The 22,726-nt window shown below is 71.0% G+C and carries 23 protein-coding genes; 12 read left to right on the top strand and 11 right to left on the bottom strand.

Annotated features, from left to right (window positions below):
- Window positions 1-24: 24 nt before the first annotated feature.
- The 7 genes from sufC to trxA are packed head-to-tail and all read left to right on the top strand — an operon-like array spanning window position 25 to window position 4,309.
- Window positions 25-798, top strand: coding sequence for a Fe-S cluster assembly ATPase SufC (gene sufC / locus ACJMNC_RS00530; RefSeq protein ID WP_408946011.1), 774 nt, complete (start codon window positions 25-27; stop codon window positions 796-798).
- A 45-nt stretch (window positions 799-843) separates the two neighbouring features.
- Window positions 844-2,109 carry a cysteine desulfurase gene (locus ACJMNC_RS00525; protein WP_408946010.1) on the top strand — a complete coding sequence of 422 codons (1,266 nt, stop codon included), beginning with the start codon at window positions 844-846 and terminating at the stop codon, window positions 2,107-2,109.
- Window position 2,110: 1 nt separating this feature from the next.
- Entirely contained in the window at window positions 2,111-2,566 is a 456-nt protein-coding gene (gene sufU / locus ACJMNC_RS00520) for a Fe-S cluster assembly sulfur transfer protein SufU (protein WP_408946009.1), read from the top strand.
- Window positions 2,563-2,955, top strand: coding sequence for a metal-sulfur cluster assembly factor (locus ACJMNC_RS00515; RefSeq protein ID WP_408946008.1), 393 nt, complete (start codon window positions 2,563-2,565; stop codon window positions 2,953-2,955). The genes sufU and ACJMNC_RS00515 overlap by 4 nt, the downstream gene beginning before the upstream one ends.
- A 48-nt stretch (window positions 2,956-3,003) precedes the next feature.
- Window positions 3,004-3,543 carry a hypothetical protein gene (locus tag ACJMNC_RS00510; protein ID WP_408946007.1) on the top strand — a complete coding sequence of 180 codons (540 nt, stop codon included), beginning with the start codon at window positions 3,004-3,006 and terminating at the stop codon, window positions 3,541-3,543.
- Window positions 3,537-3,950, top strand: a complete 414-nt coding sequence (locus ACJMNC_RS00505) for an FUSC family protein (RefSeq protein ID WP_408946006.1) — start codon at window positions 3,537-3,539, stop codon at window positions 3,948-3,950. Before ACJMNC_RS00510 ends, ACJMNC_RS00505 begins: the two co-directional genes overlap by 7 nt.
- Window positions 3,947-4,309: a thioredoxin gene (gene trxA / locus ACJMNC_RS00500; protein WP_408946005.1), complete on the top strand. Its 363-nt coding sequence runs from the start codon at window positions 3,947-3,949 to the stop codon at window positions 4,307-4,309. The genes ACJMNC_RS00505 and trxA overlap by 4 nt, the downstream gene beginning before the upstream one ends.
- On the opposite strand, the gene ACJMNC_RS00495 is transcribed toward trxA, so the two are convergent.
- Window positions 4,254-5,450, bottom strand: a complete 1,197-nt coding sequence (locus ACJMNC_RS00495) for a lycopene cyclase family protein (protein WP_408946004.1) — start codon at window positions 5,448-5,450, stop codon at window positions 4,254-4,256. The genes trxA and ACJMNC_RS00495 overlap by 56 nt on opposite strands.
- Window positions 5,451-5,540: 90 nt before the next feature.
- On the opposite strand from ACJMNC_RS00495, the gene ACJMNC_RS00490 reads away from it, so the two are divergent.
- Both ACJMNC_RS00490 and ACJMNC_RS00485 read left to right on the top strand, forming a co-directional pair.
- Window positions 5,541-6,683, top strand: a complete 1,143-nt coding sequence (locus ACJMNC_RS00490; RefSeq protein WP_408946003.1) for an LLM class flavin-dependent oxidoreductase — start codon at window positions 5,541-5,543, stop codon at window positions 6,681-6,683.
- Window positions 6,684-6,964: 281 nt separating this feature from the next.
- Entirely contained in the window at window positions 6,965-8,248 is a 1,284-nt protein-coding gene (locus ACJMNC_RS00485; protein WP_408946002.1) for a polysaccharide biosynthesis protein, read from the top strand.
- On the opposite strand, the gene ACJMNC_RS00480 is transcribed toward ACJMNC_RS00485, so the two are convergent.
- Complete coding sequence (locus ACJMNC_RS00480) at window positions 8,236-9,459, bottom strand: hypothetical protein (RefSeq protein WP_408946001.1); 1,224 nt, start codon at window positions 9,457-9,459, stop codon at window positions 8,236-8,238. The genes ACJMNC_RS00485 and ACJMNC_RS00480 overlap by 13 nt on opposite strands.
- Before the next feature lie 64 nt (window positions 9,460-9,523).
- Between ACJMNC_RS00480 and ACJMNC_RS00475 the strand changes: the two genes are divergently transcribed.
- Window positions 9,524-11,152 (top strand): ABC-F family ATP-binding cassette domain-containing protein, encoded by a 1,629-nt coding sequence (locus ACJMNC_RS00475; RefSeq protein WP_408946000.1) that lies wholly within the window; start codon window positions 9,524-9,526, stop codon window positions 11,150-11,152.
- A gap of 59 nt (window positions 11,153-11,211) precedes the next feature.
- Entirely contained in the window at window positions 11,212-12,048 is an 837-nt protein-coding gene (locus ACJMNC_RS00470; RefSeq protein ID WP_408946437.1) for a helix-turn-helix domain-containing protein, read from the top strand.
- Window positions 12,049-12,122: 74 nt separating this feature from the next.
- Here the strand turns inward: ACJMNC_RS00470 and ACJMNC_RS00465 are convergent, their stop codons facing one another.
- The 8 genes from ACJMNC_RS00465 to ACJMNC_RS00430 all read right to left on the bottom strand — a co-directional run bounded on the left by ACJMNC_RS00465 (window position 12,123) and on the right by ACJMNC_RS00430 (window position 21,046).
- Entirely contained in the window at window positions 12,123-14,252 is a 2,130-nt protein-coding gene (locus ACJMNC_RS00465; RefSeq protein ID WP_408945999.1) for a hypothetical protein, read from the bottom strand.
- Window positions 14,249-15,508: a glycosyltransferase family 2 protein gene (locus ACJMNC_RS00460; RefSeq protein ID WP_408946436.1), complete on the bottom strand. Its 1,260-nt coding sequence runs from the start codon at window positions 15,506-15,508 to the stop codon at window positions 14,249-14,251. Before ACJMNC_RS00460 ends, ACJMNC_RS00465 begins: the two co-directional genes overlap by 4 nt.
- A 53-nt stretch (window positions 15,509-15,561) precedes the next feature.
- Window positions 15,562-16,389: a glycoside hydrolase family 16 protein gene (locus tag ACJMNC_RS00455; RefSeq protein WP_408945998.1), complete on the bottom strand. Its 828-nt coding sequence runs from the start codon at window positions 16,387-16,389 to the stop codon at window positions 15,562-15,564.
- Entirely contained in the window at window positions 16,386-17,117 is a 732-nt protein-coding gene (locus ACJMNC_RS00450) for a DUF998 domain-containing protein (protein WP_408945997.1), read from the bottom strand. The genes ACJMNC_RS00455 and ACJMNC_RS00450 overlap by 4 nt, the downstream gene beginning before the upstream one ends.
- Window positions 17,114-18,079 (bottom strand): glycosyltransferase family 2 protein, encoded by a 966-nt coding sequence (locus ACJMNC_RS00445; protein ID WP_408945996.1) that lies wholly within the window; start codon window positions 18,077-18,079, stop codon window positions 17,114-17,116. The genes ACJMNC_RS00450 and ACJMNC_RS00445 overlap by 4 nt, the downstream gene beginning before the upstream one ends.
- Window positions 18,080-18,248: 169 nt before the next feature.
- Window positions 18,249-18,854: a class F sortase gene (locus ACJMNC_RS00440; protein ID WP_408945995.1), complete on the bottom strand. Its 606-nt coding sequence runs from the start codon at window positions 18,852-18,854 to the stop codon at window positions 18,249-18,251.
- Window positions 18,851-19,255: a hypothetical protein gene (locus ACJMNC_RS00435; RefSeq protein WP_408945994.1), complete on the bottom strand. Its 405-nt coding sequence runs from the start codon at window positions 19,253-19,255 to the stop codon at window positions 18,851-18,853. The genes ACJMNC_RS00440 and ACJMNC_RS00435 overlap by 4 nt, the downstream gene beginning before the upstream one ends.
- Before the next feature lie 231 nt (window positions 19,256-19,486).
- Window positions 19,487-21,046 (bottom strand): acyl-CoA synthetase, encoded by a 1,560-nt coding sequence (locus ACJMNC_RS00430; protein WP_408945993.1) that lies wholly within the window; start codon window positions 21,044-21,046, stop codon window positions 19,487-19,489.
- Window positions 21,047-21,165: 119 nt separating this feature from the next.
- On the opposite strand from ACJMNC_RS00430, the gene ACJMNC_RS00425 reads away from it, so the two are divergent.
- Complete coding sequence (locus tag ACJMNC_RS00425) at window positions 21,166-22,005, top strand: aldo/keto reductase (RefSeq protein WP_408945992.1); 840 nt, start codon at window positions 21,166-21,168, stop codon at window positions 22,003-22,005.
- A 135-nt stretch (window positions 22,006-22,140) separates the two neighbouring features.
- Here the strand turns inward: ACJMNC_RS00425 and ACJMNC_RS00420 are convergent, their stop codons facing one another.
- Entirely contained in the window at window positions 22,141-22,716 is a 576-nt protein-coding gene (locus ACJMNC_RS00420; RefSeq protein ID WP_408945991.1) for a TetR/AcrR family transcriptional regulator, read from the bottom strand.
- Window positions 22,717-22,726: the final 10 nt, after the last annotated feature.

Raw genomic sequence — 22,726 nt, 5'->3', positions numbered from 1 at the left:
GACACGAAGGAATACCCAGAAATCATGACCACTCTCGAGATCCGCGATCTGCACGTCGACGTCGCCCAGTCCGATCCCGACGCCGAACCCATCCACATCCTCAAGGGTGTGGACCTGACCGTGAACTCCGGTGAGACGCACGCGATCATGGGCCCGAACGGCTCGGGTAAGTCGACGCTCTCGTACGCCATCGCCGGTCACCCCAAGTACGAGATCACCGGCGGCTCGATCACCCTCGACGGGGAAGACGTGCTGGAGATGAGCGTGGACGAGCGCGCCCGCGCCGGCCTGTTCCTGGCCATGCAGTACCCGGTGGAGGTGCCCGGCGTCTCGATGTCGAACTTCCTGCGCAGCGCCGCGACCGCAGTGCGCGGCGAGGCCCCCAAGCTGCGGCACTGGGTCAAGGAGACCAAGGAGGCGATGACCGAGCTGGAGATCGATCCGGCGTTCGCCGAGCGCAGCGTGAACGAGGGCTTCTCCGGCGGCGAGAAGAAGCGCCACGAGATCCTGCAGCTGAGCCTGCTCAAGCCCAAGATCGCCATCCTCGACGAGACCGACTCCGGCCTGGACGTCGATGCCCTGCGGATCGTCTCGGAGGGTGTGAACCGCTACAAGGAGCGCGAGACCGGCGGCATCCTGCTGATCACGCACTACACCCGGATCCTGCGTTACATCAAGCCCGACTTCGTGCACGTCTTCGTCGACGGCCGGGTGGTCGAGTCCGGCGGCGCCGAACTGGCCGACGAGCTGGAGGAGAACGGCTACGTGCGGTTCACCTCCGCCGCCGCCGCGCAGTAGCTTCCGGCCGTCCGACCGGCAGCACCATTACGACAAGGGGGACCGATGACCGTCTCGACAGGGATCGACGTCACGGCCGTGCGCGCAGACTTCCCGATCCTGGCGCGGACGGTGCGCGACCGCAAACCGCTGGTCTACCTCGACTCGGGTGCCACCTCGCAGCGTCCGCTGCAGGTCCTCGACGCCGAACGCGACTTCCTGCTGACGCATAACGCGGCCGTGCACCGCGGTGCGCACCAGCTCGCCGAAGAGGCGACCGATGCGTACGAGCACGCCCGCGCCGCGATCGCCGGCTTCGTCGGCGCCGCCGTCGACGAGCTGGTGTTCACCAAGAACGCCACCGAATCGCTGAATCTGGTGGCGTACACGCTCAGCGACGACCGGTGCACGGCGCTGGCCGGCGGCAGGCCGCTCGGGCCGGGCGACACCGTGGTGATCACCGAACTGGAGCACCACGCGAATCTGGTGCCCTGGCAGGAGGTGTGCCGGCGTACCGGTGCCACCCTGCGCTGGTACGGGGTCACCGACGACGGGCGCATCGACCTGGACTCGCTCACTCTGGATCCGTCGGTCAAGATCGTCGCCTTCACCCACCAGTCCAATGTGACCGGCGCGGTCAGCGATGTGGCCGAGCTGGTCTCGCGGGCGCGGGAGGTGGGTGCGCTGACCGTGCTCGACGCCTGCCAGTCGGTGCCGCACCTGCCAGTGGACTTCGCCGGTCTGGGCGTGGACTTCGCCGCCTTCTCCGGGCACAAGATGCTCGGGCCTTCCGGCGTCGGCGTGCTGTACGGACGGGCCGCGCTGCTGTCGCAGCTGCCGCCCTTCCTGACCGGCGGTTCGATGATCGAGACCGTCACCATGGAGGTCTCCACCTACGCGCCGCCCCCGCAGCGCTTCGAGGCGGGCGTGCCGATGACCTCACAGGCCGTGGGCCTCGGCGCGGCCGTGGAGTACCTGGAGAAGCTCGGCATGGACGCCGTCGCCGCCCACGAGCGCATGCTCGTCGAACACGGTCTGCAGCGGCTTCTGGCGATCGACGGCCTGAGGCTGATCGGACCGGCCGAGGCGGACGACCGCGGCGGCGCACTGTCGTTCGTGGTAGACGGGATCCACGCGCACGATCTGGGGCAGGTGCTCGACGACGAGGGTGTGGCCATCCGGGTGGGTCACCACTGCGCCTGGCCGCTGCATCGCCGGCTCGGGGTGGCCGCCAGCGCCCGCGCCTCGCTGGCCGTCTACAACACGATCGACGAGGTGGACGCCCTGGCCGATGCGATCGTCACCGCCCAGCGATTCTTCGGGGGGCGCTGAGATGCGGATGGAGCAGATGTACCAGGACGTGATCCTGGACCACTACAAGCATCCGCACGGCCGCGGGCTGCGCGAGCCCTTCGATTCCGAAGCGCACCACGTGAATCCGACCTGTGGTGACGAGGTGACGCTGCGGGTCAAGGTGACCGACGGCGTGGTCTCCGACGTGTCCTACGACGGCCAGGGCTGCTCGATCTCGCAGGCCTCCACCTCGGTGCTGTTCGACCAGGTGGTGGGGCTGCCGGTGGAGGAGGCCCTGGCCACCGTGGACTCCTTCAACGCCATGGTGTCCTCGCGCGGGGCCGACGAGGGCGACGAAGACGTGATCGGCGACGGTATCGCCTTCGCCGGCGTGAGCAAATATCCGGCGCGCGTGAAGTGCGCGCTGCTGGGCTGGATGGCCTTCAAAGACGTTCTGGGAAGGACCGTCGACCGACAAGTGGGAGCACAGTCATGACCGACACCAACGAAGCCACACAGACCGATACGGCCGGGACGCCGGCCGGAGCACCGGAGCAGGTGCAGACCTCGCTGCCGACCCTCGACGACGTCGAGGAGGCCATGCGCGACGTGGTGGACCCCGAACTGGGGATCAACGTCGTGGACCTCGGCCTGGTGTACGGGCTGGAGGTGACCGACGAGGCCGTCGCCAAGATCGACATGACCCTCACCTCACCCGCCTGCCCGCTCACCGATGTGATCGAGGACCAGACCCGCGGGGTGCTGATCAACTCCGGCTTGTGCACCGACATCGAGCTCAACTGGGTGTGGCTGCCGCCGTGGGGACCGGACAAGATCACCGACGACGGCCGCGAGCAGCTCCGCGCACTCGGCTTCACCGTGTGAACGCCGCCCACCTCTCACCGGCACCGGCTCAGCTGACCAGCTGAGCCGGTGCCTTCTGTACCCTCCGCGCTGCGTCCGGACAGCGCCGATCATCGTCACGCACTGCGGGTGCTGGCGAGCCTGGCCCTGCCCACCGCCGCACTGCTGCCGATCTGGGTGCTGGTGCTGGTGGAGACCGCGTTCGCGATGGTCAGCTCACTGCTCGCCGATGCGGTGCGGTTGCGCCCGGCCGGCCCGTTCTTCTTCATCTTCGCGCTCGGCGCCACCGCGACAGCGCCGGCCGGACTCACCACGCCGTTGGCCGCGATCGGACTGTGCGCCGGTACCGCTCTGCTGGCGATCCTGATCGGCACGATCGGCACCCCGCATCCGCCGGCCGGCCGGCCGTGGCTCTACGGCATAGGTCAGGTGCTGCGCCGTCCTGCGCCGGGCATCAGGGTGCACGCGGTGCGCTACGGGCTGGCCGTCGGCACCGCGGGCGGCCTAGGCCTGGCGCTGGGCGTGGACCACGCCAACTGGGCGATGGCTGCCGCGGCAGTGCCGCTGGCGGCGATCGACGGCGGCCGGGCGAGGGACGGCTGGTGCTGACCCGGGCGGCGCATCGGCTGCTCGGCACCTTCGCCGGTCTGGTGGTGGCCGCCGGGCTGCTCGGTCCCGGGCTCCCGCCCTGGGCGGTGGCCGCGGTGGCGGCACTGCTCCTGTGGCCCACCGAACTGTTCATGACCCGGCACTATGCGATCGCGATCGGCTTCTTCACCCCGCTGATCATGGTGATGACGATGCTCGCCGAACCCGAGCCGACGGCGCATCTGCTGGTCATGCGGGCGCTGGACACCGTGCTGGGCGTGGCCGCCGGGGTGGCGGTGGCGCTGCTGGTCCGCGGACGTCGCCGGCCGCTGCCGCCGGCGCGGACCGTCGCGCTGGGCCCGGCTGTGCGGTCATCCGGGTCGAGCGATGGAATAGGCGCCGGGACCGGTGGGTTGGACGGACTATGAGCGCAATCGAACTGACCGGTGAGAACTTCGAGCAGACCGTCCTCGACAACGACATCGTCCTGGTGGACTTCTGGGCCAGCTGGTGCGGTCCGTGCCGGCAGTTCGCCCCGACCTTCGAGGCCGCGGCCGAGAACAACGCCGACATCGTCTTCGGCAAGGTCGACACCGAAGCCCAGCAGCAGCTGGCCTCGGCGGCGAGCATCCGCTCCATCCCCACGCTGATGGCCTTCAAGAAGGGACACCTGGTGTTCAACGAGGCCGGCGCGCTGCCGCCGCAGGCGCTCGACTCGCTGATCGGACAGCTCAAGGAGCTCGACGTGGACAAGGCCATCGCCGAGAGCCGGCAGCAGCAGCAGTAGCCGTCACCGCCAGCCGGATCGCCGCCACCGCACTGGTGGCGGCGATCCGTGACTGCAGGCGCATCCCGGCGCGGGCGAAGACCGCGAGCATGGTGCGGGCGAGTCCGGCCGGGTCGTCGCGGGTGGACAGGTAGGCGCGCTGATCGGCGACCGGCAGTGAGAAGAAGGCGTCGAAGAAGCGGCACAGTTCGGCGCCGTCGAGACGAAGCAGGACCTGCAGGCCGAGCAGGCGCAGCAGATAGGTGCGGCGGGCGGCCGGCGGCCAGAGTGCGCGCCGGGGATCGGCGCCGGCGGCCAGTGCGCCGGCCAGCAGCTCCGCGCTGCGCAGCGATTCGGCGATGCTGTAGCCGCTGGCCGGATGCATCTGCCCGCCGCCCGCGCCGAAGGCCAGCGCACCGCCGGCCGGGACCCGCCAGGGGAGCCGGGCCGGATGCAGCGGGAAGTCGACCAGTTCCGGTTCGCCGCCGGCGTCACCTGGCACCCCGGCGTCCCCGGCGGCCGCGATCTGGTGCGGCCGGTTGCGCAGGGCGAGGACGGCTGCAGCCGGTCCGTCGCAGGCGGCCAGCGAGGTCTCCTCGACCAGCATCGCCGTGGGCGAGAGCCGTACCCGGTAGCTGAACGTCGGGGCCGCGGCCGGGCTCCGGCTCCAGTCCATCAGCACCATCGGGGCCGGTCCGTCGTGGTGGAGCCGGACGCCGTAGGCGCGCTGGTGCGGCACCGCTGCGGCGCGGTTCCCGCGCGCATCGATCACCGTGCGCGCGGTGAGCAGCCGTCCGTCGGCCAGCCGGACCGCCGACGAGCTCACCCAGGCCGCGGCGGCGGTCACCACGCTCACAGTGTGCAGGGTCAGTGCCTGCTGCAGCGCCGCGGTGTCGAGGATGCAGTATCCGCGGCCGACCACCCGGCGGTGCGGGGTGAAGACGACGATCGTCTCGTCGGCGGCGGCGATCACCGAACGGTCGAGCCAGGAGGGCAGATCGTCGGTGAACATCCCCACGGTCTGCGTCCACGGCCGGTGCGGCGCGGGGTCGACGAGCCTCACCGACAGCCCCGCGGCGCCGGCGCGGTGCGCCAGGGCCCGGCCTGCCGGACCGGCGCCGACCACCAGCAGATCGGTGTCTGGGCGGCGGGCTGGGCTCATGACGGTCACGCTACGACACCTCGGCTCTGTGGCGCACGCCACCGTCGGTCGATGCTGAGCCCGAGGAATGCTAAGGCTAGGCTTACCAATATGACTAGTGAGGACGGCGACGGCTTCCGGTTCCTCTGGTATCTCAACCGTGCCGACGGAACCGTACCGTGGCAGAGCGAACACCGGGTGGCCCCGTCGCTCGAGCACCTGCGGCAGACCGTCGCGGAGATCGATCGGCTCGGCTACTACGGGGTGCTGTGCACCGCACGCGAGCCCATCGCCCTGGTCTCGGCCACCGAACAGCTGCGTTTTCTGGTGCCGGAGTATCCCGGTGCCAAACCCCCGGCCATGATGGCCGAGCAGGCGCAGGTCTTCGATCACTACTCGGGCGGACGACTGATCATCAATCAGGTCAACGGCGCCGACCCGGTACTGGCCCGCTACGGGCGCTTCGAGGGCAAGGACGAGCGCTACCGCGTCTCGGCCGAGTACTGGGAGACGGTGCGCCGGATGTACGGTGACGACCCCTCCGCGGTCGAGGGCGAGTACTTCACGGCCGGACCGCAGTACAAGCCGGCCATTCCCGGGCCGCGGCAGGAACGGCTGGCGCTGTGGGGGACCGGCGCCTCGCCGGCCGGAGTGGCCCACGCCGCGCAAGTGCTCGACGTCTACCTGAGCTTCCTGGCCGAACCCGCCGGGCTCGCCCGCACCTTCGACACCGTCCGCGCCGCGGCGGCGCAGGCCGGCCGGGAACTGCCCTGCGGGGTGCTCGCGAGCGTGATCGTGCGGGACACCGACGAGCAGGCGTGGGAGCACTTCGAGTGGCAGCTCTCCCAGACCGATCCGGCCGAGATGAGGCGGCTGGCCGATCGCAACCTGAGATCCTTCGGCTTCCCGGGACTCGAGGAGATCACCTCGCCGGACCCTCAGGTGCAGGCGCGCATCGAGGCGCTGCGCGCCGGCCGGCTGCCCGGCCGGGACGAACTCGAGTTCGCCCCGGGGCTGGCGGCCGGGCTGACCACCTGGACCTCGGGTGAACCTCCCTTCGACATCGCCGGCAAGGGCTCGGGCAACTACCTGATCGGCAGCCCGCGCACCGTCGCGCAGAGCCTCGAGCGACTGTCCGAACAGCTCGGCGCGCGCACCTGGATCCTGTCCGGCTGGCCGCTGGCCGCGGAGGCGCGGCGGTTCGCCGAACAGGTGATGCCGTTGCTCATGGAGAGTCCTGTTGCCGCTCGCTGATCCGTCGCAGACCCGTACCGACCGCACCGCCGGCGCTTTGACCCAGCTTGGGGGTCATCGGACGGTCTGCTCCTGAAGTCGGGGGTCGGCGCATTCCGGCCGATCGCCGGAATGCGACATTTGTTTAGGGTAGCCTCACCGAACTGAGAGTCGGGAACCGGGGGAGTGAGATCGGCCACGCCGGGCCGCCGCGCGGCGATGTCATCGCATGTCACCGCGGAGGACCCCGGCCCGGTGCCGACCCCTCCCCGCACGGATCTTAGGGTAGCCTTCCCACGATCATGACTGCCACAGCACCCCCGGACGCGACCGCGCCGGACGCCGACACCGCGATCGCGCGCAATTCTCTGGCGCTGGCGGTCTCGGCGGCGGGGACCGCGGTGCTGGGCCTGGTCTACTGGGTGGTGATGGGGCGGCTGTATCCGGCGGCCGAGGTCGGCGCCGCCGCCGCGGTGATCACCGCGGCCACCATGCTCGCCTCCTTCGGGAACCTGGGTCTGGGCGCCTACTTCGAACGCTTCCTGCCGGTCGCCGGACCGGCCCGCGGCCGGATCGTCCGCCGCGGCCTGACCGCCGGTGCCGGGGCGGGCCTGCTGCTCGGCAGCATCTTCGTCCTGGTGGGACCGGTCGACGAGATGTTCAGCGGGCGCACCGAACTGCTCCTCTTCCCGCTCTTCGTGGTCGCACTCTCACTCTTCGCGATGCTCGACCACCTCGCGGTGGGCCTGCACCGGGCTGACTGGGCCGCGGGCAATAACATCGGGCACGCGGTCGCCAAACTGGCCGGCGCCGCGCTGCTCGCGGGCCTGGCAGGCCGGCTGGCCATCACCGGATCCTGGATCCTCACCGCGGTGCTCGCCGGTGCGGTGATCGCGGTACCGGTGGCCCGGCGGGTGCGCGCGGCGGGCATGTCCGGGGCGGCCGGCGAACTGCTGCCGCCGGGCCGGGAGCAGGCGCGGTTCCTGGCCGCCAACTACGGGGTCTTCGTGGTGACGGCCCTGGCTCCGCTCATCCTGCCGATGGTGGTGATCGCGCGGGTCGGCGCGGATCAGAACGCCTATTTCGCGCTGGTGTGGTCGCTGATGAGCGCCGTGCTGGTGCTGCAGACGATGCTCACCGGACCCTATGTGGCCGCAGTGGCCGCCCGGCCGGACCGCTTCACGGCGCTCAGCGCCCGCTTCGGGGCCATCCTCGGCGGTGTCTCGGTGCTGGCCTGTCTGGCGCTGATCCTTCTCGGCCCGGTCGTCCTGGCCCTGGCCGGACGCGACTACGCCGAGAACGGCGGCCGGGTGCTGCAGACGGCCGCGGCGGCGCTGCCCCTCGCCGCGTGCGGCGCGGCCTACACCGCGCTGTGCCGGATCCGGCGCCGGCTGCTGCCTGCCCTGGCCGTCCAGCTGATCAGCGCCGGGCTCATGCTGTCGCTGACGCTGTTGTGGATCGACGATCACGGAGTGATCGCCGCGGCGTGGGCGCTGCTCGCCGCAGAGGGCACGGCCGCAGTCCTGGTGACGACGCCGCTGGTGCGGGCGTGGCGGTCCAGCCGCACGGGCACTCAGTCCAGATAGCGCAGCGGATCCGCGGCGATGCGGTCGAGGGCGGTCTGCAGGCGATCGCCGTCCTGATGGTCGGGCCAGAAGCTCGCGGTGAGCGTGCAGCGACCGTGCACCTCGATGGAGGTCACCGTGATGTCGGTCGGACCGGCCGGATCGGAGCGGCACAGCGCCACCGCCGAGGCCGGATCGGTCCATCGGAAGAGGGAGAACATCGGGGAACCGTGGATCCCGGAGAACAGCAGCCGGGCCGGGCCGGGCGGGAGTGCCTCCGGGCGCAGTGCCCGCCGGCCGAGGATCGCGCCGGCACCGGCGACCGAGCTGCGCAGGGCGCCGGCGACCGGCCGGCCGGAGGCCACGGCGACGCCGATGCGGCGGTGCAGCTCGGCCGGATCGTCGCCGGGACGGTGGTGGAATTCGACGCCGGCGACCATGTTGCCGAGCGGATTGACGCCGGGCCGCAGATAGCGCCGCAGATCCACCGGCATCGTGAGCCATGGGTCCAGGGGCACCCCGGCGTCGGCGAGAGCGGCGACCAGAGCGCACAGAATCAGGGTCTTGACCGATGGCCGGGTCCCGGAGGCCGGCCGGGCACGCAGGGCAGCCACCGTCTCGGCGTCGAGGACCGCGGCCCGGGTATCGGGTCCCGAACCCCAGCCGACCGGCTCCGCGGCCGTCGGCGGCTCCGCCGCGGGCTGCTCGTGCAATTGGCGCAGGATCGCCGCGATCCGCATCGGATGGGCGGCCAGGGTGCGCAGCGCCGCGGAGGTCAGGCCGGCGCGCGGGGCGGTGACAGCGGCGAGCACCTCGGGCCGGCGCGGATCGAGTACGCCGTTGGCGACCAACGCGGCCAGCAACGCCGACTGGACCTCGCCGACGCCGTGATCGAATTCGGCCGTCGTGTAGGGCCCGGCGAAGCCGAGCCGGAACGGTGCGGCGGACCGCAGAGCGGTGAGCAACTCTTCGGGGGAGGACGCCGGCGGGACCGCGACCACCTGGTCCACGACCGACTCCGGGTCCCAGCGCCAGCGCCGGCGCGCCGGGTCGGGCCGCAGACCCACCCGGGTCGCCGGGCCGGCGTCGAGATAGGCGCTCAGGCGACGGCGGGCGTCGGCGGGATCGGGTACCTCCATCGGCCCGAAGACGGCGACCGACCGGGTGCCTGCGTGCAGACGATTGAGCAGCCCGGCCCGGACGGTCTGGAGTTCTGAGCGCTGCCTCTGCACCACTCACACGGTAGCCGGAGCCGTGGTGAAGCCGGTACCCGGTTGCCGGGTAGACTGGCCCGTCGTGATCACTGCCACCGACCTCGAGGTGCGTGCGGGCGCCCGGACCCTGTTGTCGGCGCCCGGCGATGCCCTCCGCATCGCTCCCGGTGACCGGATCGGCCTGGTCGGCCGCAACGGTGCCGGCAAGACCACCACCCTGCGGATTCTGGCCGGTGAGACCGAACCCTATGCCGGCACGGTCCGGCGCAGCGGTCCGCTCGGCTACCTGCCGCAGGACCCCAAGGAGGGGGATCTGAGCGTGCTCGCCAAGGACCGGGTGCTCTCGGCCCGCGGTCTCGACGAGATCCTCCAGCAGATGGCCAAACAGCAGACCATCATGGCCGAGGCGGACGACGATCGCCTGCGCGACAAGGCCATTGCCAAGTTCTCCCGGCTCGAGGAGCGGTTCGGGGCGCTCGGCGGCTATCTCGCCGAGTCCGAGGCCGCCCGGATCTGCAACAGCCTCGGGCTGCCCGACCGGGTGCTCGCTCAGCCGCTGCGGACGCTGTCCGGCGGTCAGCGTCGCCGGATCGAACTCGCCCGGATCCTGTTCGCCGCCTCCGACGGCTCGGGCAAGTCCGACACCACACTGCTGCTCGACGAGCCCACCAACCACCTCGACGCCGACTCCATCTCCTGGCTGCGGGCGTTCCTGCAGAACCACGACGGCGGCCTGGTGGTGATCAGTCACGACGTGGACCTGCTCGCCGACGTGGTCAACCGTGTCTGGTTCCTCGACGCGGTGCGCGGCGAGGCCGATGTGTACAACATGGGCTGGCAGCGCTACCTGGACGCACGGGCGACCGACGAGCAGCGGCGGCGCCGGGAGCGCGCCAACGCCGAGAAGAAGGCGTCGGCGCTGCGCACCCAGGCCGCCAAACTCGGCGCCAAGGCCACCAAAGCCACTGCGGCACAGCAGATGCTCAAACGTGCTGAGAAGATGATCGACGAGCTCGACGAGGAGCGGGTGGCCGATAAGACCGCCCGGATCCGGTTCCCGGAGCCGGCCGCGTGCGGCAAGACCCCGCTCACGGCGAGTGAGCTCACCAAGGTCTACGGCTCGCTGGAGATCTTCACCGGGGTGGATCTGGCCATCGACAAGGGCAGCCGGGTGGTGGTGCTGGGCCTGAACGGCGCCGGCAAGACCACTCTGCTCAAGCTGCTCGCGGGCACCGAAGAGCCCGATCTCGGCAGCGTCGAGGCCGGCTACGGCCTCAAGCTGGGCTACTTCGCCCAGGAGCACGACACCCTCGACGATCAGGCGACGGTCTGGGAGAACATCCGCCACGCCGCCCCGGATGCGGGGGAGCAGGACCTGCGGGGGCTGCTCGGCGCGTTCATGTTCACCGGACCACAGCTCGAGCAGCCGGCCGGCACTCTCTCGGGCGGCGAGAAGACGCGTCTGGCGCTCGCCGGGCTGGTGTCCTCGGCGGCCAACGTGCTGCTGCTCGACGAACCGACGAACAACCTCGATCCGGTCTCGCGTGAGCAGGTCCTCGACGCGCTGCGCAGCTACACCGGGGCCGTGGTGCTGGTGACCCACGATCCGGGGGCCGCGGCCGCCCTCGACCCGCAGCGGGTGATTCTGCTGCCGGACGGTACCGAGGATCACTGGTCCGACGAGTACCAGGAACTCATCGAGTTGGCCTGACGGTCACGAAAGGAGCTCGCGCCGTGTGGAATTCGGTTCGTGAGTCCACTCCGCTCTGGATGGTGTCGCTGACTCTGGTGGTGGTGCTCGCCGGTGCCGGACTGTTCGGCGCCGTCGCCCGCAGGATCCTCCGTGACCGGGCGCAGCTGTCGGCGTCCACCTCGATGGTGCTGTCGATACTCGGTGCGGCACTGGGCTTTCTAGTGGCATGGGCGATCCGTCCCACCGCGCACCTGCGATCCCCGATGGCCGTCCTGCTGGCACTTCTCGGCGCGGTGGCCGCTGTGCTGGTCTACAGCATGATCGCCGCACACTTCCAGCGACCGCAGCAGGCCTCGATCGACGAGCTGCTCAGCGCCGGCGAGTCCGACCGGGTGGAGTACAAGTCCACCGCCCGGATCAATCTGCGCACCGGGGAGAAGGATCCGCGGATGGAGCAGGTGATCACCAAGACCGTCTCGGCCTTCCTCAACAGCGACGGCGGGACACTGCTGATCGGTGTCGACGACGACGGCCGGCTGCTCGGACTCGAGCAGGATTACGCCACGCTGCGCCAGCCCGACGCCGACCGCTACGAGCTGTGGCTGCGCGATCTGCTGACCACCGCGCTGGGGCAGCACGCGGCGACGCTGGTCTCGATCGCCGTGGAGGAGGTCACCCGGGGCGGCACCACCGCACCGGTGGCCCGGCTGCGCACCGGTGCCTCGCCGCGGCCGGTGTACCTGCGGCCGGGCAAGAGCGCCTCGCCGGAGTTCTGGGTCCGGACCGGCAACTCCACCCGCCGGCTCTCGGTGGACGAGGCCGCCGAGTACATCATGCGGCGGTGGCCGCTGAGCCCCGGCACCTCGATCGCGGCCCAGCTGACCGCCGCCGTGCGGTTCTCTGCCGGCCAGTAGCCGATGGCGGACGGACCGCAGCTCCGCCGTCCCTGATCGGGGCCAGATCTGCTCGGGGTCAATTCTGCTCGGGGTCAATTCTGCTCGGGGTCGAACCGGAAGACCACCGTGCCGTCGTCGTCGTAGATCTTCTGCCAGTGCGCATCGGCGTCGAGGACCGCTGCGAAGCGGTCGTCGGCGTCGGGCGCGAACGTGCCGTAATACTCCATGCGCCGGTCCGACTGCGGAGTGAAGAGCACGTACGACGGATAGTCGAGCTGGCTCGCCCGCCAGTTCAGGTAACCGAGCTGCTCGTCGTTGGGGAACAGGTCCTGACGGGCACCGTATTCGAGCTCGAGCGGATCGTCCCAGTACGGATTGGCCAGCGTCATGGCCGCGTAGTGAGCGGTGCCGCGGAACGGCATCCCGCTCGCCGCCATCATCATGAACCGGCTGCCCGGCTCGGCCTCGTCGACCAGCCGGGAGATGGTGGTCACCTGGGCGCGGGTCTCCACCACGATCGGCCAGAGCGCGTAGAAGGAGTAGAGGCCGGCCAGCGAGGCGGCCAGCAGACCGCCGGCGGCGGCGCCCGCGGTGAGCTTGCCGAGCGGTCCGGCGCGCCACCGGTCGAGCAGAGCGATCATCGCCGGGGCGATGAGCAGGGCACAGCCGAGCAGACCGTACAGGTACACCCGGAAGATGGCCTCGCCGCCGTACCCCTGCGCCACCAGCAGTCCGAGGGAGCAGAAGGCGATGATCGAGCAGCTGAGCACATGCCGGTGCTTTCGGCGCAGGCCCCACACCGCCGACGCGGCCGCCGCCAGCATCACACCTGCCGACAGACCGCGGCACACCATGGAGGTGTGCGACTTGGCGGGCACCCCGGACATCGGCATGTTGCTCGCGGCGTTCGCCACCGGATTGCCGCCGGAGAAGATCCCGTACGGTGCCACGGCCTGGAGGTTGAGCAGCAGATAGCAGCCGACGATGGCGATCATCGCCGCGATCGCCCACCGGGGCCGGGCGTACCGGAAGATCGCCAGCAGTACCACCGCCCCGACCAGCCAGAACGGGGTGAGCTGGTGACTGGGCACGATCGCGGCGAACGGGATGATCGCCAGCACCCCGGCCTGCGGAGCACCGCGAGAGGCCAGCATCAGCACCAGGAAGCCGAAGGCCAGCATGATGGTCCACGCCTGCGGAGCGAAGTAGTCCTGGCCCACCCAGTTGGCGATCTCGGCGATGAAGACCGCCATCAGGGCGGTGATCGGCGGCTGCCCGATGAGCCGGGCACCGGAGTAGACGATCACCGCGATCAGCACGTGGATCAGCAGCGCGAACAGGTGGGCGAGGGTCATCGGATCCAGGCCGGTCAGATTGCAGAACCAGGCCGAGGTGACGAAGACCGCCGGCCACTGGGTGTAGATGTCGGTGCCGGGCGGGGTGATGTGACCGAACTCCTGGATGTAGCGCACCACGCCGATGTGCTTGTACGTCCAGTCGTAGAGCGGGACCTCGGTGCCGGCCCAGGTGGTGCCGCGCAGGATGACGATCGTCGTCGCCACCGCCAGCACCGCGGCCCCGAATCGGCGGGTGACCACCGCCCACAGGAAGACGATGGTCGCCAGCACGGTGGCCGGGATGAGCAGAACGCCGCTGCCGGAGAGCACCAGACCGTAGAAGTTCGCCTCGGCGCCGGGCAGCGACGGCATCGCCGCCGCCCAGATCGCCAGTGCCACCAGGCACAGGGCCGTCGGCACCGTCCATCCGGCACCGGTCGCCACGGTGCGCAGTCCCGCACCGGCCCGCGCGGGCCAGCGCCGCACGTCGGGCCAGGCGGCGCGGGACGCGTACCAGTAGCCGCTGCTGCCGAGCACGGCCAGCGCACCGAGCACCAGGATGCCGGTCACGTTCCAGCGGTACGACCACATCGCGGTGATCGTCGTCAGGGTCACCAGCGCCAGGCTGACCGTCGGGATCGCCGCGAGCCGGGCGGCGCGCGGCACCCGCACCCAGGTCAGGACCGCCGCACCCGGCCCGAGCAGGGAGAACGCCCCGATCAGGAGACTCTTGACCACCACGCCCAGGGGCAGCAGACCCAGGAGCCCGGCCACGGCCCCCAGTGCTGCGAGATCCGGGATGCGCAGGCGCGGGGGCGAGGCAGCGGCCTCGGGGGCCGGCGGGATCGGTGCGGTCGCGGGTGCGGCCTCGAGGACGCCGGTCATCGCCGGGTTCCCGTCGCCGCGGCCGACCAGGTGCTGCGCGGCCGGCGGCGGCTCTCCCGCCACAGTGCGCGCGGCCCACCGAGCACCGAGAGGACCTCGGTGCGGCCCACCGAGCGCGGCAAGCCGTCGGTGACCTCGGCCGGGGGCGCCGCCACCGAGGCGTACGCCGCTCCGGCCCGGCCCACAGCACCGACCCGGCGGCGCGCCACGCGCAGCGCGAGCCGTCGGTGTTCCTTGGTGAGCGCAACCTTGGTCAGCCAGGCCCCGAGCCCCACGCCGTAGCCTTTGGCCTGGCTGAGCAGGGCGTCGCTGTCCGACCGGTGCCGATGCCAGATGATCGCCGACGGTTCGGCGGCCAGGGCGTGACCGGCGGCCAGCACCCGGAAGAACATGTCCAGATCCTCGCCGCCGCGGGTCGCGGTGCCGGCCCCGAGCCGTTCGTCGAAGGCGCCGATCGCGGCGGCGGCCTCGGCGCGCAGCGCGAAGTTGGCGCCGGTGCCGTAGGCGCCCACCTGGAAGGGGAAGAGCGGAAGGTCGGCCGGCGGCTCGGCGAGCCGGTAGACGCGGCTCTGCAGATTCTCGCCCCACGAGACGCGCCAGTCGAAGTAGGCCTGGGAGAGGGTGCGCAGTTCGCCGCTCGGCACCGTCCCGCAGACGCAGACCACGTCGTCGGCCCGCGCGAAGCCGGCCGCGATGCCGCGCAGCCAGCCGGCGTCGGCCACGACATCGTCGTCGGTGAAGGCGACGATCTCGTGGGCGGCGGCGCGCAGTCCCGCGTTGCGGGCACTAGCCAGGCCGGGCACCTGCTCGAGGACTCGGCGGATGCGGGGGTCGCCGAACTCGTCGACCACCTGCGCGGTGCCGTCGGTGCTCGGGGCGTTGTCGACGACGACGATCTCGAAGTCGGGGTAGTCCAGCGCCTGCAGCGAGCGCAGTGCGCCGCGCAGGTCGTCGGGCCGGTCCCGGGTGCACAGCACCACGCTGATCGGCGGCAGCGCCGCCGGAGCGGCCGGTGCGGCCTGCTCGAGAGCCGGCAGCTCGAGGGTGAGGTCACCGTCGACGACGGCCGCCTCGGCGAAGCGCAGCGGGCGGTAGCCGTCGCGGATCAGGACCCTGGCCCTGGTGTAGCCGTCGGCGGCGGGTGCGGGCAGCGTGACCCGGCGCGGCGCGCCGGCTCCGGTGGTGGGCAGGGCCGCGAGGTTCAGGCTCGCGATCCAGGTGGCGCCCGGCCATTCGGGCGGGCCGCCGGGGGTCATCGGCACGGACAGAGCGTTCTCGTCGTTCACGGGTGAATGCAGGTCCTCGTCGTTCACAGCGCGGTCACCCGCACCCAGTCGATCAGCATGGTGGAGGGATTCGGGGTGCGCTGCTCGTCCGGCGGTCCCGACCAGTTTCCGCCCACGGCCAGGTTCAGCAGCAGATGGAACGGGGCGTCGAAGACCCACTGAGCGTCCGGAGCCAGATCGCCGGGTGTTGCGGTGAGCAGGGTGGTGTCGTCGATCCCGGTCTGGATCCGGCCGGGCTCCTTGCGCATCCAGTAGGTGCGGAACTCGCCGGCCAGCGGCTCGTCCGGGACGCCCGATGCGGCGACCTCCTGGCCGCGGTCCACCGAGTCCCGCGGCGCCTTGACCGAGGTGTGGTATTCGCCGGCATCGTTGAGGGTCTCGATCACGTCGATCTCGCCGGCGGTGGGCCAGCCCACCGAGCGGATGTTATCGCCGAGCAGCCAGAAGGCCGGATGCAGGCCCTGGCCGGCGGGCAGCGCGATGCGGGCCGAGACCGTCCCGTACCGCACCGAGTAGCCGCCGTAGGTGCTCACCCGGCCGCTGGTGAGCCGGCCGTCGTCGTAGCGGGCACTGATCGCCAGATGGCCGTCGCCGTCGATCCGGACGTTCGCCGGATCGTCGGTGTAGACCTGCATCTCGTCGTTGCCCCAGCCGCCCCCGCCGGTCTCCATCGTCCAGGGCTGCCCGACGGGGCCGGCCAGGCCGTCGAACTCGTCGGCGAAGAGCACCTCGGGTTCGTCGGCCGCGGCGCTGCTGCACGCCGTGGTGATCAGGCCGGCGGCCAGAGTGGTCGCCAGCAGGGGAGCGAGACGGGCCGCGCGCCGGGCGGTGGAGGCGGTGCGAGCGGTCAATGGACCGTCTCTTCGACCAGGGCCGGACGCGCCGGGTCGCCGGCGGCGATCGGCTCGAAGGTCTCGGTGGGTGCGTCGTCGGCCACGCCCTGCCCGGCCGGCCGCGCGTCGATGCGCTTGGCGCCGCGCAGGCCCGCGATCAGCAGGCCGGCCAGCAGCGAGTAGATGACGACGCGCTCGGTGCCGCCCGGGCCGAGCCAGCCGGTGAGGCCGCCGGTGAGCGCGAAGTAGCCGACGGTCGCCAGGGTGCCCGCCACCGTCAGCACGGTGCGGCCGGAGCCGGGCAGCCAGGTGGTGTTGGAGACGCCGACCAGCAGGCAGCCTGCGGTGGTGAAGACGAAGAAGACGTCCAGGGCGATGACGTGCCACTGGTAGTCGACGCGTTCGGTGATCACGGCGGCGCCGATCAGACCGATACCGCCGGCGATCAGGGCCGCGGTCGCGGCGTTGGGCGCCCAGTTCAGCGCCCGCCAGGAGGCGGCGATGACGATGATCGCCACCCCGGTGATGATCATGCCGGCGTCCATCACCGGCCAGATGGCGCTGCAGGGGATGTCGCCGCGCCCGCAGTACGGGATGCCCAGTTCACCCGATCGGGCCCACCGGTAGGTGAAGGCGCCGCGCCAGGACGCCGAGACGATCCATTCACCCACGAAGTAGCCGAGCAGGCCCAGAGCCGCGAAGCGGGAGGTGCGCGGGTGGCGCAGCAGACGGAGCAGGGGGGTCACTTCAGATCCTCTCGGTGCGGCGTCGCCGCAGACTGGCGATGGTGCAGGCTGGTGAGGGTGCCGGCGATGAAGCCCGCAGCGGTGCAGGCGAAGCCGACGACGACGGCGGCTGCGGCGGCCGGATGCGTGCGGTAGCGCCACAGGCCGGAGGTCAGCACCCGCAGCGAGTACGCGCGTTCGGAGGAGAGCGCCTCACCGGTGCTCGAGAGCCCGGCCAGTACCGCCTTGGACCGGCCCTCCTGGTAGCAGCGGCGGGTGAAGTAGCGCCAGGTGCCGCGCTCGGCGGGAACGCAGTGCCGCACGGCGAAGCCGGTCTCCCGGACGATGCCGGCCTGCGGGTCCTCGCGGCGCAGGGCGATCCCCATCAGGGTCTCCTCGCAGCCGGCGGGGAAGGTGCCGGTGCGGCCGAGCTGGGCGGAGAAGCCGCCGATCGCCGCCAGGGGGTCGCGGCGGACGGCCATCGCCGCTCCGATCGGATTGCGGAGCGCACCCCCGTCGCCGGGCAGGCCCCGGTAATCGCAGCCGACGACCCAGCCGAACTCGGCCGGGAACCAGTCCGGGGCGCCGGTCGTCCAGTCCGGGTGCACCGCGCCGCCGATCGCGGTGACCGCCGGATCGGCGAACCGGGCGCGGAGCACCGCCAGGGCGCCGCCGAGGATCACCGCGTCGTCGTCGAGGAAGACGATCACATCGCCGGCGGCCGCACCGAGCCCGGTGTTCCGCGCACCGGAGAGGCCCGGGCCCTCGGCGTTGCCGAGCAGCCGGACCCGCGGATCGGATAGGTGCCGGGCCAGGCGTTCGCGCAGCGGTGGATTGTGGTCGACGACCACCAGGAGTTCGTCGCGCTCGTTCACCTGCTGCAGCGCCGCCTCGATCGACCGGACCAGCAGATCCCAGCGATCATCGGTGTAGCAGCAGATGACCACGCACAACGACGGCGCGGACGTCGTCGAAACGGACACGACACACTCCCTATGAAAGGTTAGGCAAACCTATGTGATGGTAGGTGAGGTGTGCCGGGTCCCGAAAGCCGGGCTCCGGGTCCGCGGCGAAATGCGTCGCACATCACGCCCGGCCACGGTGAGGGCCGGGCGTGATGTGCGACGGTGTGACCGGTACCGATTCGACGCCTCAGGAGCGCGCGGCGGACTCCGGTGAAGCCCAGACCACGATGTTGTCGCGGTATCCCAGCGGGGGTCCGACGAACGGTCCGCCGCAGGTGACCAGGGCCAGCGTCTCCGGCCCGTCGAGACGGTTGAGCCGGTCCACCGGCAGTCCGCCGTCCTTGTTCACCGTCTGCACCTCGCCGACCCGGTAGCTCACGCTCTGGTCGCCGGCGGTGTGCAGGGTCACCTCGTCGCCTCGATGCAGCGCGGTGAACCTCTTCGCGAAACCGTCGCCCTGGTCGGCCTCGTCGATGTGTCCGGTGATCACCACGGTGCCCGCTCCCGAACCGGGCAGCGCGGAGTCGGCCCACCAGCCGAGCTCGGCCACGTTCTGCGGCGGCAGCAGCGCCCCCGACGCGTCGGTCTTGACCGGTCTGGTCGGCGCGGTCTGTCCGGCCAGGGTCAGCGACTCGGGGGCGGCCGGATCGGCGACCGTCGCCGACACCGGGGCGGGCAGATCGCCCTGCCGGTCCTGAGGCGCCGACTGTTCGCCGCCGCCGCAGCCGGCCACCAGGGCGGTGGCGGCCAGGGCTGCGACGGAGCACGCCGCCCGCCGGTGGCCGGACCTCATGGCCGCCACACCGGTCCGGACGGAATCGATTGCAGCGGAGTGCGTCCGGCCGGATTGCGCGGCTCCACATAGCCGATCTTCTCGTTGTAGACGGTCACCATGATCGGCTCGCCGGGGTGGATGTACACGGTCTGCGGTGCTGCGGCACGGTAGCCGACGTCGATCCGGCCCAGGTTCTGGGCGTTGGTGTCGATGAATTCGAAGGTGACCGTCACCGTTTCACCCGCGTCGACGTGGGCGTACACCGGGACCGAGGTGATCAGGCTGGCATGCGGGGGATTGCTGGCCGGCTCCAGCTTCACCGCGCCGGGGGCGTGGCTGATGCTGAACGGGGTGCCGAGCACCTGACCGTCGTCCACCTCCACTACCAGGCCGGCGGGCTCGCCGGTGTTGACGTACACCGAACGCACCTCGACGGTGCCGCGGAAGCTGATGATTCATGAGAACGCTCGGGCTTTCCCCGACCCGCTGACGGGTTGTGTGCCGGCACCGAGGCTGGGAAGCAGCTGTGACTGCCGACACTGGAGAGTTCGGCGGAGACCGTCCCGGAATTAGCCCGAACGGGCGATTGTTATCGCTGCGTTACCGAATCCGGACGATCGGGGCAATCCAGCCGCCACCGCCCCGCGGGGTCAGCGGCCGAGGACCTGCGCACGCAGCTCGCCCTTGACCAGCTTCCCGGTAGGGGTGCGCGGGAGATCGTCGACGAAGCGGATCTCACGAGGCGTCTTGTAGGTCGCCAGCTGTCCGCGGGTGAACTCCAGCAGCTCGGCGGCCAGTTCGTCGGCGGACTGCCGGTCGGAGGCCTGGGCGTCGGCGGTGAGCTGGACGAAGCCGACGGCGACCTCGCCGAGTTCCTCGTCGGGCAGTCCGATGACCCCGACGTCGTAGACGGCCGGATGATTGATCAGCACATTCTCGGCCTCCTGCGGGTAGATGTTCACCCCGCCGGAGATGATCGTGAAGGCCTTGCGGTCGGTCAGATACAGGTAGCCGTCGTCGTCGAGGTAGCCGAGATCGCCTGTGGTGGCCCAGTTCTCATGCTGCGGGTGCTGCGCCTCGGCGGTCTTGGCCGGATCGTTGTGGTAGACGAAGGGCATCTCGTCGCGCTCGAAGTAGATCACTCCGACCTCACCGGCGGGCAGGTCCGCGCCGTCCGGGCCGCAGACGTGCGCGACGCCGAGGACGGCCCGGCCCACCGATCCGGGATGGTCGAGCGCCTCCTGCGAGCTGATCAGGGCGACTCCGGCCGCTTCGGTGGCGGCGTAGTACTCGTTGATCACCGGACCCCACCACTCGATCATCCTGGCCTTCACCTCCGCCGGGCAGGGCGCCGCCGCGTGCACGGCCACGCGCATCGAGCTCACGTCGTACCGGGCGCGCACCGCTTCGGGGAGCTTGAGCATCCGCACGAACATGGTCGGCACCCACTGACTGTGGGTGACCCGGTACTCCTCGATCAGCCGCAGCGCCTCCTGCGCGTCGAAGTGATCCATCACCACCACGGTGCCGCCCAGGGAGTTGACCATTGCGCAATAGCGCAGCGGCGCAGCGTGATAGAGCGGTGCGGGGGAGAGGTACACCGAATCCTCGCCGAACTGGTAGACGGGGCCGAAGACCGCGCTGATCAGATCCGGGATCTCGTCGACCTGGCCGGCGGGCAGGGTCGGCTTGATGCCCTTCGGCCGCCCAGTGGTGCCCGACGAATACAGCATGTCGGTGCCCCGCGGCTGATCGGTGAGCGGTTCGTCGCTCGCCGCGGCGAGCACGTCCGGGTAGTCGGTGAAGCCCGGAAGCGCTCCGCCCCAGGCGATCCGGCGGGACGGATCGGCCAGGCCCGGCAGCTCGTGCGCCGCCGAGACGGCGTCGGCCACCGCCGCGGATGCGAAGAGCGCCGAGGCCTCGCAGTCGCCGAGGATGAAGTTCACCTCACCGGCGGTGAGGTGGTAGTTGACCGCGGTCACGTACATGCCGCTGCGCACCGCCGCCCAGTAGGCGTCGAAGACGTGCAGATCGTTGTCCGAGACGATGGCGACGGTGTCCCCGGGCCGCAGCCCGAGGGTCTCGCGCAGGTAGTGGGCGATCCGGGTGGAGTTCGCATCGAGCTGCCCGTAGGTCACGGTCTCCCCGGTGGACGGCCGGATCAGTGCGGGCTTGTCGGGGGAGGTCGCGGCGAACGTTCCTGGATACACGTCATGCTCCTTCGGTGCTGTCGGGCAGTGACCTTCACGGTAGCCGAGCGTGTGCTCGGTCGGTGCGTTTCGGCACGGCCGGCCCAGCGGCATGCCCGCGCCGGTTCTACGGTGGAGAGATGTCACCGATTCCTCAGATCGCGCTCACCGACGGCCACCGCATCCCGCAGCTCGGATACGGGGTGTTCAAGATCCCGCCGGAGCAGACCGAACGCGCCGTGACCCAGGCGCTAGAGCTGGGTTACCGGCACATCGACACCGCGGCCGTCTACGGCAACGAGGCGGGTGTGGGCCGGGCGATCGCCGCCAGCGGCCTCGCCCGCGAGGAACTCTTCGTCACCACCAAACTGTGGAACGACCGGCATGACGGCGACGACCCCGACACCGCCGTCGCACAGAGCCTCGAGCGGCTCGGACTGGACCGGGTGGACCTGTATCTGGTGCACTGGCCCACCCCGGCCGCCGACAACTACGTCCACGCCTGGGAGAAGCTCATCGGCATCCGGGATCGCGGTCTGGCCACCTCGATCGGGGTCTCCAACTTCCTGCCCGGTCACCTGCAGCGACTCCTCGACGAGACCGCGGTGGTCCCGGCGGTCGACCAGATCGAACTGCATCCGGCGCATCAGCAGCCCGAGGTGACCGCCTTCTGCGCCGCGCACGGCATCCGGATCGAAGCCTGGGGCCCGCTCGGACAGGGCAAGTACGACCTGCTCGAACTGCCCGAGGTCACCGGCCCGGCCGCCGAACTCGGCCGCACCCCGGCACAGGTGGTGCTGCGCTGGCATCTGCAGCACGGCCACATCGTCTTCCCCAAGTCCGTGCATCCCGAACGGCTCCGCGAGAATCTCGACCTGTTCGGCTTCGAGCTCTCCGACGCCCAGGTCGCCGCGATCGACGTCCTCGACCGGCCCGGCGGCGCGGGCCGGGTGGGACCGGATCCGACCGTCTTCGCCTGACCAGCCGCCCGGGGGGCGCGGGCCGGAGACGAGCAGGCCCGGATCTCGGATGTTCCGGGATCCGGGCCTGGTCCTGCCGGCCGCACTGCGGCCGGGACTTGCGCTGTCGGGGCTCTCCCGCCCCGGGCGAGACGGTCAGTTCGACGAGACGGATTGACGCACCGAGGTCTCCACCAGATCGAGCACGGCGTGCAGGTCGTCGGTGGACTGTCCGGTGGCGATCCGGCTGATCAGACCGTCGAGCACCACGTCGAGGTAAGTCACCAGCACCTCGGTGGGCACATCGTCGCGCAGACTGCCGTCTTGACGTTTGCGTTCGAGCCGGGCGAGGGTGACCGCCTCGAGATCGGCACTGTGGGCTGACCAGGCCTCCCGGAAGGCGGGATCACTGCGGATCTTCCGCACGATCTCCAGCCGGGTGCCCAGCCAGTCGAAGTCCTTCGGACGGGCGAGCATATCGCGCATCACCTGAACGAGGCCCTCCTGGGCTGCGACGTCCGCCATGCGTTCGGCGTCCTCCCGGGCCAGTGCCAGGAAGAGCGCCTCCTTGTCCCTGAAGTGATGGAAGATGGCGCCCCGGGACATTCCGGTGGCCTCTTCCAGTCGCTTCACGGTGGCGCCGTCGTAGCCGTACTCCGCGAAGCAATGCCGCGCGCCGTCGAGGATCTCTCGACGACGCGCGGCAAGGCGGTCATTGCTGACCCGTGGCATCGGGGTTACC

Origin of the sequence: Gordonia sp. VNK21 (genome assembly GCF_046098115.1) — a bacterium.
In the GTDB taxonomy this organism is placed as follows: domain Bacteria; phylum Actinomycetota; class Actinomycetes; order Mycobacteriales; family Mycobacteriaceae; genus Gordonia.
Note: the sequence above shows the minus strand (reverse complement) of the source record. Positions and strands in the feature narration are given on the sequence as shown.

Excerpts from the sequence above, each read along its gene's own strand:
- ACJMNC_RS00470 (WP_408946437.1), top strand. The coding sequence starts at position 11,212 with ATGGTGTCGCTGACTCTGGTGGTGGTGCTCGCCGGTGCCGGACTGTTC.
- ACJMNC_RS00490 (WP_408946003.1), top strand. The coding sequence starts at position 5,541 with ATGACTAGTGAGGACGGCGACGGCTTCCGGTTCCTCTGGTATCTCAAC.
- ACJMNC_RS00440 (WP_408945995.1), bottom strand. The coding sequence starts at position 18,854 with ATGAGGTCCGGCCACCGGCGGGCGGCGTGCTCCGTCGCAGCCCTGGCC.
- ACJMNC_RS00425 (WP_408945992.1), top strand. The coding sequence starts at position 21,166 with ATGTCACCGATTCCTCAGATCGCGCTCACCGACGGCCACCGCATCCCG.
- ACJMNC_RS00465 (WP_408945999.1), bottom strand. The coding sequence starts at position 14,252 with ATGACCGGCGTCCTCGAGGCCGCACCCGCGACCGCACCGATCCCGCCG.
- ACJMNC_RS00460 (WP_408946436.1), bottom strand. The coding sequence starts at position 15,508 with ATGACCCCCGGCGGCCCGCCCGAATGGCCGGGCGCCACCTGGATCGCG.
- ACJMNC_RS00495 (WP_408946004.1), bottom strand. The coding sequence starts at position 5,450 with ATGAGCCCAGCCCGCCGCCCAGACACCGATCTGCTGGTGGTCGGCGCC.
- ACJMNC_RS00420 (WP_408945991.1), bottom strand. The coding sequence starts at position 22,716 with ATGCCACGGGTCAGCAATGACCGCCTTGCCGCGCGTCGTCGAGAGATC.
- ACJMNC_RS00525 (WP_408946010.1), top strand. The coding sequence starts at position 844 with ATGACCGTCTCGACAGGGATCGACGTCACGGCCGTGCGCGCAGACTTC.
- sufU (WP_408946009.1), top strand. The coding sequence starts at position 2,111 with ATGCGGATGGAGCAGATGTACCAGGACGTGATCCTGGACCACTACAAG.
- ACJMNC_RS00485 (WP_408946002.1), top strand. The coding sequence starts at position 6,965 with ATGACTGCCACAGCACCCCCGGACGCGACCGCGCCGGACGCCGACACC.
- ACJMNC_RS00515 (WP_408946008.1), top strand. The coding sequence starts at position 2,563 with ATGACCGACACCAACGAAGCCACACAGACCGATACGGCCGGGACGCCG.
- sufC (WP_408946011.1), top strand. The coding sequence starts at position 25 with ATGACCACTCTCGAGATCCGCGATCTGCACGTCGACGTCGCCCAGTCC.
- trxA (WP_408946005.1), top strand. The coding sequence starts at position 3,947 with ATGAGCGCAATCGAACTGACCGGTGAGAACTTCGAGCAGACCGTCCTC.